Source organism: Pseudomonas sp. 86_A, assembly GCF_017491705.1.
GTDB classification, from domain to species: Bacteria; Pseudomonadota; Gammaproteobacteria; order Pseudomonadales; family Pseudomonadaceae; genus Aquipseudomonas; species Aquipseudomonas koreensis.
The window spans coordinates 24921-35174 of sequence record NZ_JAFGYS010000017.1 but is presented as its reverse complement, the minus strand read 5'-3'; the positions used below and the strand labels follow the sequence as shown (position 1 = coordinate 35174).

At 61.2% G+C, this 10254-nt stretch carries 10 protein-coding genes; 9 read left to right on the top strand and 1 reads right to left on the bottom strand.

Annotation, left to right across the window (positions count from 1 at the left end; genetic code table 11):
* Positions 1 to 66 precede the first annotated feature (66 nt).
* A complete protein-coding gene (macA, locus tag J5M57_RS24115; protein WP_064587244.1) occupies positions 67 to 1215 on the top strand; it encodes a macrolide transporter subunit MacA in 1149 nt (382 codons plus the stop codon).
* Positions 1216 to 1217: 2 nt separating this feature from the next.
* Complete coding sequence (locus J5M57_RS24110) at positions 1218 to 3176, top strand: MacB family efflux pump subunit (RefSeq protein WP_207849303.1); 1959 nt, start codon at positions 1218 to 1220, stop codon at positions 3174 to 3176.
* A 61-nt stretch (positions 3177 to 3237) separates the two neighbouring features.
* Here J5M57_RS24110 and J5M57_RS24105 read toward each other — a convergent pair whose 3' ends face one another.
* Positions 3238 to 3990 (bottom strand): helix-turn-helix transcriptional regulator, encoded by a 753-nt coding sequence (locus J5M57_RS24105; RefSeq protein WP_207849304.1) that lies wholly within the window; start codon positions 3988 to 3990, stop codon positions 3238 to 3240.
* 276 nt (positions 3991 to 4266) lie between these two features.
* On the opposite strand from J5M57_RS24105, the gene ycaC reads away from it, so the two are divergent.
* The 7 genes from ycaC (at position 4267) to J5M57_RS24070 (ending at position 10251) form a co-directional block, all read left to right on the top strand.
* Positions 4267 to 4899 (top strand): isochorismate family cysteine hydrolase YcaC, encoded by a 633-nt coding sequence (gene ycaC, locus J5M57_RS24100; protein WP_007966399.1) that lies wholly within the window; start codon positions 4267 to 4269, stop codon positions 4897 to 4899.
* A 201-nt stretch (positions 4900 to 5100) separates the two neighbouring features.
* On the top strand, positions 5101 to 6036 hold the full coding sequence (locus J5M57_RS24095) for a Gfo/Idh/MocA family oxidoreductase (protein ID WP_207849305.1): 936 nt from the start codon (positions 5101 to 5103) through the stop codon (positions 6034 to 6036).
* Positions 6037 to 6192: 156 nt separating this feature from the next.
* Positions 6193 to 6720 carry a hypothetical protein gene (locus tag J5M57_RS24090; RefSeq protein ID WP_169840475.1) on the top strand — a complete coding sequence of 176 codons (528 nt, stop codon included), beginning with the start codon at positions 6193 to 6195 and terminating at the stop codon, positions 6718 to 6720.
* Between the two features lie 197 nt (positions 6721 to 6917).
* Positions 6918 to 7949, top strand: coding sequence for an isopenicillin N synthase family oxygenase (locus J5M57_RS24085; protein ID WP_207849306.1), 1032 nt, complete (start codon positions 6918 to 6920; stop codon positions 7947 to 7949).
* A gap of 27 nt (positions 7950 to 7976) precedes the next feature.
* Positions 7977 to 8786, top strand: a complete 810-nt coding sequence (locus J5M57_RS24080) for a MetQ/NlpA family ABC transporter substrate-binding protein (protein WP_207849307.1) — start codon at positions 7977 to 7979, stop codon at positions 8784 to 8786.
* The gene (locus J5M57_RS24075; RefSeq protein WP_082920304.1) at positions 8783 to 9583 is read left to right on the top strand and encodes a methionine ABC transporter ATP-binding protein; all 801 of its coding nucleotides are present in this window, start codon (positions 8783 to 8785) and stop codon (positions 9581 to 9583) included. The genes J5M57_RS24080 and J5M57_RS24075 overlap by 4 nt, the downstream gene beginning before the upstream one ends.
* Positions 9580 to 10251, top strand: coding sequence for a methionine ABC transporter permease (locus tag J5M57_RS24070; RefSeq protein WP_169840472.1), 672 nt, complete (start codon positions 9580 to 9582; stop codon positions 10249 to 10251). Before J5M57_RS24075 ends, J5M57_RS24070 begins: the two co-directional genes overlap by 4 nt.
* Positions 10252 to 10254 lie beyond the last annotated feature (3 nt).

Sequence of the window (10254 nt, the reverse complement as noted above, 5' to 3'; positions counted from 1 at the left end):
GTGTGGTTTTTCTATCAAGACCCGGCCGCTGGCCGGGTCCATCCCTGAACGAACTTGTGGTTATTTATGGAAAAGTCGAAGTTGCGCAAAGTCGGTATGGGGTTGGCGTTGGCGGCGGTGGCCGGGTTGGTGCTGTACACGGTGCAGGCACCCGCCGAAGCACCGAAATATCAGACGGCGCCGGTCGAACGTACGGACATCGAAAACACTGTGCTGGCTACCGGTTTGCTCGAGGGCATCAAGCAGGTGGACGTCGGCGCGCAGGTGTCGGGGCAGTTGAAGTCGCTCAAGGTCAAGGTCGGCGACAAGGTCAAGAAGGGCCAGTGGCTGGCGGAAATCGATCCGCTGGTGCTGCAGAACACCCTGCGTCAGGCCCAGGTCGACGAGGAAAACCTGCAAGCGCAAAAGCGTGCGACGCAAGCCCAGCTCAAGCAAACCAAAGCGATCTACGAGCGCTATCAGAACCTGCAGGAAGACGCGTCGATCTCGCGTCAGGATTTCGAAACCGCGCAATCGAACTACGAGGTGCAGCAGGCCAACCTGTTGTCGCTGGAGGCGCAGATCAAGAGTGCACACATCCAGATCGACACCGCCAAGGTCAACCTCGCGTATACGCGGATCATCGCGCCCATCGACGGTGACGTGGTCGGCATCGTCACCCAGGAAGGCCAGACCGTGATCGCTAACCAGTTGGCGCCGGTGCTGCTGAAACTGGCGGATCTCGACACCATGACCATCAAGGCCCAGGTCTCCGAAGCCGATGTGATTCACATCGCGCCGGGGCAGGCGGTGTATTTCACCATTCTCGGCGAGGACAAACGTTATTACGGCAAGCTGCGCGGCACTGAACCGGCGCCGCAGAATTTCCTCGAAACGCCGCCGGCCGGTACGCCGAAACAGAACACCGCGGTGTTCTACAACGCGCTGTTTGACGTGCCCAACCCCGATCATCGCTTGCGCATCTCGATGACCGCGCAGGTGCGTATCGTCCTCGACACCGCGCAATCGGTGCTGACCGTGCCGGTGGCCGCACTCGGGCCACGCAATGCCGATGGCAGCTTTCCGGTGCGGGTGCTGGATGCCAAAGGCCAAGCGCAGTCGCGCAACGTTCAGACCGGGATCAACAACAACGTCAAAGTGCAGATCAACCAGGGCCTGAGTGAAGGCGACCGGGTGGTGATCGGCGAGCCGTTGCCCGCCGTGGCGGGGGCCTGAGCATGACGCACGCGCTGCTGCAACTGACCGGCATCACCCGCAGTTTCACCGCCGGCGACCGCGAGTTCCTGGCCCTGAACAACATCAACCTGACGATCCATGCCGGAGAAATGGTGGCGATCATCGGCGCCTCCGGCTCCGGCAAATCGACCCTGATGAACATCCTCGGCTGCCTCGATTACGCCACCGCCGGCAGCTACAAGATCAATGGCCAGGAAACCCGCGACCTCGATGATCAGGCGCTGGCCGAGCTGCGCCGCGATTACTTCGGCTTCATCTTCCAGCGTTATCACTTGCTGCCGCACCTGAGTGCGATGCACAACGTCGAGATGCCGGCGATCTACGCTGGCATCCCCGCGCCGCAGCGTCACGCCCGGGCCCGCGAGTTGCTGGCGCGGCTGGGGCTGGACGGGCACCTGACCCACCGTCCAAGCCAGCTCTCCGGCGGCCAGCAACAACGGGTGAGTATCGCCCGCGCCCTGATGAATGGCGGTGAAGTGATCCTTGCCGACGAACCCACCGGCGCCCTCGACACCGCCAGCGGCAAGGAAGTGATGCGCATCCTGCTTGAGCTGCACGCCGCCGGGCACACGGTGATTCTGGTGACCCATGATCCGAAAGTCGCGGCCAACGCCGAACGCATCATCGAGGTCAGCGACGGTGAAATCCTCAGCGACCGCCTCAACGAGCGCGATAGCGGGCAACTGCCGAGTGAAGAGGACGTGGCGCCGAAACCCCCGGCAACCCGCCGACTGGTGGCCAGCCTGGGCCTGTTCAAAGAGGCGTTCAACATGGCCTGGGTGGCGCTGGTGTCACACCGCATGCGCACCTTGCTGACCATGCTCGGGATCGTCATCGGCATCACCTCGGTGGTGTCGATTTCGGCGATCGGCGAGGGCGCCAAGCGCTACGTGCTCAAGGACATCTCGGCAATCGGCAGCAACACCATCGATATCTATTCCGGCACCAGTTTCGGCGACAAGCGCGCCGCGTCCATCGAGACACTGGTGCCAGCCGACGTCACCGCGCTGAATCAGCTCTACTACGTCGACAGCGCAACCCCGGTGGTCGGCCGCAGCATGCTCCTGCGTTACCGCAACATCGACCTCGACGCGCAGATCAACGGTGTCAGCGACCAGTATTTCCAGGTACGCGGGATCAAGCTGGAGGCGGGGATTGCCTTCAGCGAAAACGACGCCCGGCGTCAGGCGCAAGTGGTGGTGATCGACTACAACACCCGGCATCGGCTGTTTGCCGAGGGCGTTGATCCGCTGGGCCAGGTGATCCTGATCGGCAACCTGCCGTGCACGGTGATCGGCGTGGCGGCAGAGAACAAGAACCTGTTTGCCTCAGGCAAGACCCTCAACGTCTGGGTACCCTACGAAACCGCCGCCGGCCGTCTGTTGGGCCAACGCTTCCTCGACAGCATCAGCGTGCGGATGAAGGACGGGCAGTCGAGCAAAGTGGTGGAGGAGCACGTCAACCAGCTGATGCTCCAACGCCACGGCATCAAGGACTTCTACACCAACAACCTCGACAGCGTGCTGCAGACCGTGCAGAAAACCAGCCGCTCGCTGGCGCTGCTGCTGTCGCTGATCGCGGTGATTTCGCTGGTGGTCGGCGGCATCGGCGTGATGAACATCATGTTGGTGTCGGTCACCGAGCGCACGCGGGAGATCGGCATTCGCATGGCGGTCGGTGCGCGTCAGTCGGACATTCGTCAGCAGTTTCTGGTGGAAGCGGTGATGGTCTGTCTGCTCGGCGGGGCGATCGGGATTTCCCTGTCGTATGCCATCGGGCACCTGTTCTCGGTGTTCATCAAGGAATGGGAAATGGTCTTCTCGCTGGCCTCGGTGATCACCGCAGTGATTTGCTCGACGCTGATCGGCATCGTTTTCGGCTTCGTGCCGGCGCGCAACGCGTCGCGTCTGGACCCGATCGAGGCGCTGGCACGGGACTGAACAACGCCCACAAAAAAACCGCCGTCCGGGAGGGCGGCGGTTTTTTTGTGGGTGGTCCGGCTCAGGCCGCGCTGGTGGCGTGGCCGGTGTCGTCGGGTGAATACATCCAGCGCATCAACGAATGCCGGCCGCTGATGCCCAGTTTGATCGCGGCGCGCTTGAGGTAGCTTTCCACCGTGTTGACCTTCAACTGTAACTGCTCGGCCAGCTCCGGCGCGGTACGCCCGGCGAGCAGCCCGATGCACACTTCGGTTTCGCGATTGGACAGGCTCAGGCCCAGTTGCTGCAGCCGTTCGCCGAAACGCTGGCGCAGGTTGTCCAGTCCCGGTTGCGTGCCGTCGGCGTTGGGCGCCTGATCGTCAACGTTGGCCCTTGGCGGTTGCAGGGCGTGAATGTGTTTTTCCACCATCGGCAACAGCACCGGAGAAATATCCTGCAACAAACTTCGCTCCTGGGCCGAGAAACGTTGCGACTGATCGTTGCGATACACCGAGATCACATAGCGGTAGCCGTCCTTGCGTCGGGTCAGGTGCAGTTGTGAGGCATCAGTGCTGGCCGGGTGCGCGTCGACCGGCTCGGCACTGCGCGCGGCGCTGTGTTCGGAGAACACCGTTTCGGCCAGCAGGGCCGGGTCCTTGCCGGCGTCCGCCTGGCTGCGGTGGGGGCGGCCCACCGGCTCGACGCGCATCTGGCAGATGTGCATGGCGTCCACCGCCAGTTGCGTCTGGATCAAGTCATGCAGCATCCGTGGAAAGTGCCGGCTGCCGGTGCTGGCAATGACTTTACCGATGTGGGGAAACAGGTGTGAGTTCATAAGCGTCATCCATGATTTACAGGTGAAACGATCCATTCCTGACCGTGCGCCGAGCGTGTTCCCGGGCCAACGCAATTCCAGCAATTGGATCCTATCCTAGTACAACGTTTGGAAGACGGCTTAATGAAGGTGTTATTAGCTCATAACCGCTTATTGTCCCTTTTGAGTTGACAGTGAAACGCTTTTCAACCGATTTATCCGCTCCGGTTGTGTCCGTAATCTGTGCCCATGTTCAACGCAACGCCAACTACCACAACCAAGAAAAGGGATTCAACCATGAGCACTGCAACCTACAACCGCCTCAATAAAGACGACGCCGTAGTTCTGCTGGTCGACCACCAGACCGGTCTGATTTCTCTGGTTCAGGACTTCTCGCCAAACGAGTTCAAGAACAACGTGCTGGCCCTGGCCGACCTGGCGAAATTCTTCAACCTGCCGACCATCCTCACCACCAGTTTCGAACAAGGCCCCAACGGCCCGCTGGTCCCGGAACTGAAAGAAATGTTCCCCGACGCCCCGTACATCGCCCGTCCAGGCCAGATCAACGCCTGGGACAACGAAGACTTCGTCAAGGCCATCAAGGCCACCGGCCGCAAGCAGATCATCATCGCCGGCGTTGTGACCGACGTCTGCGTCGCATTCCCGACCCTGTCCGCACTGGCCGAAGGCTTCGACGTGTTCGTCGTCACCGACGCCTCCGGCACCTTCAACACCACCGTCCAGCAAGCCGCCTGGAGCCGCATGACCCAGGCCGGCGCACAAATGATGAACTGGTTCTCGGTGGCCTGTGAGCTGCACCGCGACTGGCGCAACGACATCGAAGGGCTGGGTAACTTGCTGTCGCAGCGGATTCCCAACTATCGCAACTTGATGAACAGTTATTCGGCGTTGACCGCGCAGCAGAAGTGACTGCAGCGTTGTAAAAATGAAAGCCTGCCCTGAAAAGCAGGCTTTCTTCGTTTGCGCCGCTGCATCGACCCACGCTACCCGGCGCGGTGAGGTGAGTGCTGGCTTCTGCGGTTTTTGATCAGCCTGTGCTGGGTATTCCCTGACGTTTGCGGCTAATCTGCGCACTCGCTGACGACAACAAGACAAAAACAGGAGTCACTGATGCAACCGATCCGTCTCGGTCTGGTGGGCTACGGCAAGATTGCCCAGGATCAACATGTGCCGGCGATCAACGCCAATCCCGGGTTTCACCTGGTGTCGGTCGCCACGCAAGGCAAACCCTGTGCCGGGGTGGAGAACTTTTCCTCGTTGAGCGAGTTGCTGGAAAACGGCCCCCAGGTGGATGCGATTGCGTTTTGTACGCCGCCGCAAGGTCGGTTCGCACTGGTGCAGCAGGCGCTGGCTGCCGGCAAACATGTGCTGGTGGAAAAACCGCCGTGCGCCACGCTGGGCGAGGCGATGGCCTTGATCAGTCAAGCGCAGCAGCAGGGTGTCAGTGCGTTGTTCGCCTGGCATTCGCGCTACGCCCCCGGGATTGAGGCCGCCCGCGACTGGCTCGCCAGCCGAACGCTGCAAAGCGTGCAGATCGACTGGAAGGAAGACGTGCGCAAGTGGCATCCCGGTCAGACGTGGATCTGGCAGCCCGGTGGTCTGGGCGTGTTCGATCCGGGCATCAATGCCTTGTCGATTGTCACCCGTTTGCTGGCGCAGCCATTGATTGTCGAAGCCGCCGAACTGCGCGTACCGGACAACTGCCAGTCGCCGATTGCCGCGTCGATCAAGATGTCTGACGCGAACCGGCTTGATGTGCAGGCCGAGTTCGATTTTGACCACGGTCACGACGAACTCTGGAGCATCGAGATTCGCTGCGCCGAAGGGCTGCTGCGTCTGGATAACGGCGGGGCACTGCTGAGCATCGACGGCGTGCGCCAGGCGGTGTCGGAGGAGGGCGAGTACACGGCGGTGTATCGCCACTTCCGGCAACTGATTGGCGACCGGGCCAGCGACATGGATCTGCAGCCACTGCGGCTGGTGGCTGACAGTTTCTTTGTCGGCAGCCGGGTGGCGGTCGAGCCGTTTTATGACCCGGCCCGCTGATCAATTGAAGCGCTCCTCACCTCGATGACTGTCGAGACAGGTTGTCGTTGGCATTAAGGTTTTTGCGCAAGCAGCCGAGTCAGACCGTAGGCAATATTCAAACAGGTCCGACTCCTGGTCATCACAGGGAGAGGCGAAGGTATCAGGGAGCGCTTGATGTTCGGGTTTCGCAAATTGGCTGGGTGCGCGCTGGTGGCGGGCACTGTCGTGCTCAGTGGCTGCACTTCACTTTTCATGGGCAAGCAGTATGAGTTTCCTCGCGCGGACGAGCCTTCGGCCACTGTTCGCTTGAAATATGGCTCTGGCACCACACTGGACGCCATCACCTTCAGCGAAAAAACCTGCTACGCGGGGTTCACCCCGCTGCCCTATAACGGTGAATACATCGAGTCGAAAGTCGCCGTGGACAAAGAACTTGTCCTGAATTACACCAACGTGGTGGGTGGCGCGCAGTGTCAGATTCCGTTTGCCTTCACACCGCAGGCTGGCGCGACGTACCTCGTCAAAAGCGGCTTCTGGAGTGAAACCAAGCCTGGTCTCATCCCTGTCTTGAACCACGACCAATACCATTGCGGGATAGTCGTGATGAAGAAGGTTGGCGATCAGGAGAGTGTTCAACCCATCCAGCAACTGCGCATGAGGACGGGATTTCCCTGCCTCAGATTCCTGCCGTTGGAGAAGTAGCGTTTTCGCGTTAACGGCAAACGTGAGCGTCAGGCCTAAGCTAATGCAAAAAGGGTATTTGTTTGTCGTTTTTAAGATCGTTTAGTTTTGTCTCACGACGAATCAAACGCATCAAACCGATAGACCCCCGATTGCCATGACGGCACACGCTGAATCGATCAAAGGCTCTTCAGGTTTGGTTCACACGGGAGTGAATCATGCCGCATACCCTGGATATCACCGCGCTGCCGACGCTGGACCTTTCGTTGTTCGAAGGCACCGCGCAACAGCGTTATGAATTTCTTGAAAACCTGCGTCACGCCGCGCGTGACGTCGGCTTTTTCTATCTCACCGGCCATGGCATCGACAGCGACCTGCTCAAGCAGGTGCAGGATCATGCCCGGCAGTTCTTCGCCTTGTCCGAGCACGAAAAGACTGCCGTCGGCATGATCAATTCGCCGCATTTTCGCGGTTACAACCGTGCCGCTTCCGAGATCACCCGTGGTCAACCCGACTGGCGTGAGCAGTTCGATCTCGGGGCCGAGCGCGAGGCTTTGCCGCTGGACGCGGACAGTCCGTTCTGGGCACGGTTGCAGGGGCCCAACCAATGGCCGGCGGCGCTGCCTGAGCTCAAACCCCTGCTGCTCGAATGGCAACGAGCGATGACACACATGGCGTTGCGCCTGCTGCGCGCCTTCGCCCAGGCGCTGTCGCTGCGGGCGGACGCGTTCGATCAGTTGTACGGCGACAAGCCCAACGAACACATCAAATTGATGCGCTATCCAGGCCAGGCCGCCAACGCGAGCCAGCAGGGCGTCGGCGCGCACAAGGATTCCGGGTTCCTCAGCTTCCTGCTGCAAGACCAGCAGGCCGGTCTGCAGGTGGAGATCGAGGAGGGGCGCTGGATCGATGCACTGCCGCGTCAAAACACCTTGGTGGTGAACATCGGCGAACTGCTGGAACTGGCTACCAATGGTTACCTGCGCGCCACCGTGCACCGGGTGGTCTCGCCGCCGGCGGGCAGTGAACGCCTGTCGATCGCGTTTTTCCTCGGTGCGCAACTCGACGCTGTGGTGCCGCTGTATCCGCTGCCGACCGCACTGTTGCGTGAAGCCCGCGGGCCGGCCAGCGATCCGCTCAACCCACTGTTTCGCGACGTCGGCTGGAATTACCTCAAGGGGCGCCTGCGTTCGCATCCGGATGTCGCCCGCCGGTTCTATGCCGATGCACTGATCCCGCAAACCGCCTGAATCATCACCCGATCAAGGACCAAGACCATGTTGAAAAAAGCAGGTGTGAACCTGGCCGTCCTCGGCGCGCTGGTGACTTCGTTCGGCGTTCAGGCACTGGAGCCGTTGCGCGTGGCTGCCGACCCGGTGCCCCACGCGCAGATCCTCGCGTACATCCAGACCATCGATCCGCAACTCAACCTCAAGGTCATCGAGATCCCCAACGGCGTGAACTCCAACGAGCTGCTGGTGCACGGCGATGTTGATGCCAATTACTTTCAGCACCTGCCGTACCTGAAATCCCAAGAGCAAGCGCTCGGGCAAAAACTCGCAGTGGCCGCCACGGTGCATATCGAGCCGCTGGGGATTTACTCGCGCCGGCACAAAAGCTTCGCCGAGGTGCCGGAAAAAGGCACCGTCGCCGTGCCGAACAACGTCACCAATCTGAGCCGTGCGCTGTACCTGTTGCAGGACAATGGGCTGATCAGACTCAAGCCTGGTTTCAACGATCCGGCGGCTGATCAGGCCACGCCCAAGGACATCGCTGAGAACCCGAAACAGCTGAAGATCCTCGAAATCGAATCGCCGCAAATCCCCCGGGCGCTGGACGATGTCGACCTTGCGGTGATCAACGGTAACTACGCGCTGGAAGCCGGGCTGGTGCCGGCCCAGGATGCACTGGGGCTGGAGAAGGCCGAGCACAATCCGTACGCCAACATTCTGGTGACCACGCCAAAATTGCAGAACGATCCGCGCATCGCGCAACTGGCCAAGGACCTGACCTCGCCGCAAGTGGCGAAGTACATCACCGATAACTTCAAGGGTTCGGTGATTCCAGTGGTGGATGCCAAGCCATGATCGTCGTCGAGCAGTTGAGCAAAACGTATCCGTCGGCGGCCGCGCCGGCACTCGATCAGGTGTCGCTGAGCATTCCCGACGGCGCGGTCTACGGCATTCTCGGGCGTAGCGGTGCGGGCAAATCGACCCTGTTGCGTTGCCTCAATTTGCTCGAACGCCCGGACAGCGGGCGGATCCTGATCGACGGCGTAGACCTGCTGACGCTCTCTGCCAGCGACCTGCGCCGCCAGCGTCAGCGCATCGGCATGATTTTCCAGGGCTTCAATCTGCTGCATTCGCGCACCGTGTTCGACAACATCGCCGTGCCGCTGGAAATCGCCAACGTCGGCAAACCGTGGCGCCATGTGCGCGTGCGCGAACTGCTGGAACTGGTCGGTTTGAGTGACAAGGCGCAAGCCTTTCCCTCGCAGTTGTCCGGTGGCCAGAAACAACGGGTGGGAATTGCCCGCGCCCTGGCAGCCGAGCCGGCGTATCTGCTGTCGGACGAAGCCACCAGCGCGCTGGACCCGGAAACCACCGCGTCGATTCTCGAACTGCTGCGCGACATCAATCGGCAACTGGGCCTGACCATTGTGCTGATCACCCATGAGCTAGACGTGGTCAAGTCGATCTGTGATCACGCCGCCTCCATGGCCGGCGGGCGACTGGTCGAGGCCGGCCCGGTGCCGCGCTTGCTCGCAGATCCGCAGTCGCTGCTCGGCGCCTCGCTGCGCCCGACCTGCGGCCTGCCACTGGGGCATGCGGCGCCGGGGCTGAGTTTCCTCAAGCAATACGGCGTACGGGCGGCCCAGTCATGAACCGCACGATCCACTGGGATGAAATCCTGCAACTGGTGTGCAACGCCACCGGCGAAACCCTGTACATGGTCCTGCTCGCAGGCCTGTTCACGCTGCTGATCGGTTTGCCGCTGGGGGTGTTGCTGTTCCTCAGTCGCCGTGACGGACTGTGGCCGATGCCACGGCTGAATGCCGCACTGGGTTCGCTGGTCAATCTGGGGCGCTCGCTGCCGTTCGTGGTGATGCTGATCGCGCTGATTCCGCTGACCCGTCTGGTGGTCGGCACGACACTCGGCAGCACGGCAGCGGTGGTGCCGATCACCATTGGCGCGTTTCCGTTTTTTGCGCGGATCGTCGAGAACGCGCTGGACGAAGTCGACAAGGGCCGGATCGAAGCGATCCTCGCCATGGGCGGCGATATCCGTCATGTGATTTTCAAAGTGCTGCTGCCCGAAGCGCTGCCGGCACTGCTCGCGGGAATCACCCTGACGCTGGTGATGCTGATCGGTTTTTCCTCCATGGCCGGGGTCATCGGCGGTGGCGGTCTGGGCGATCTGGCGATCCGTTACGGCTATCAGCGTTTCAACAATGAAGTGATGGTCGCCACCGTGGTGGTGCTGGTCATCCTCGTGCAAGGCGTGCAGAGCCTGGGTGACCGGCTAGTGCGTTCGCTGGCCCATCGTCGTTAAGGA

Excerpts from the sequence above, each read along its gene's own strand:
- ycaC (WP_007966399.1), top strand. The coding sequence starts at position 4,267 with ATGAGCACTGCAACCTACAACCGCCTCAATAAAGACGACGCCGTAGTT.
- J5M57_RS24110 (WP_207849303.1), top strand. The coding sequence starts at position 1,218 with ATGACGCACGCGCTGCTGCAACTGACCGGCATCACCCGCAGTTTCACC.
- J5M57_RS24070 (WP_169840472.1), top strand. The coding sequence starts at position 9,580 with ATGAACCGCACGATCCACTGGGATGAAATCCTGCAACTGGTGTGCAAC.
- J5M57_RS24090 (WP_169840475.1), top strand. The coding sequence starts at position 6,193 with ATGTTCGGGTTTCGCAAATTGGCTGGGTGCGCGCTGGTGGCGGGCACT.
- J5M57_RS24075 (WP_082920304.1), top strand. The coding sequence starts at position 8,783 with ATGATCGTCGTCGAGCAGTTGAGCAAAACGTATCCGTCGGCGGCCGCG.
- J5M57_RS24085 (WP_207849306.1), top strand. The coding sequence starts at position 6,918 with ATGCCGCATACCCTGGATATCACCGCGCTGCCGACGCTGGACCTTTCG.
- J5M57_RS24095 (WP_207849305.1), top strand. The coding sequence starts at position 5,101 with ATGCAACCGATCCGTCTCGGTCTGGTGGGCTACGGCAAGATTGCCCAG.
- J5M57_RS24080 (WP_207849307.1), top strand. The coding sequence starts at position 7,977 with ATGTTGAAAAAAGCAGGTGTGAACCTGGCCGTCCTCGGCGCGCTGGTG.
- macA (WP_064587244.1), top strand. The coding sequence starts at position 67 with ATGGAAAAGTCGAAGTTGCGCAAAGTCGGTATGGGGTTGGCGTTGGCG.
- J5M57_RS24105 (WP_207849304.1), bottom strand. The coding sequence starts at position 3,990 with ATGAACTCACACCTGTTTCCCCACATCGGTAAAGTCATTGCCAGCACC.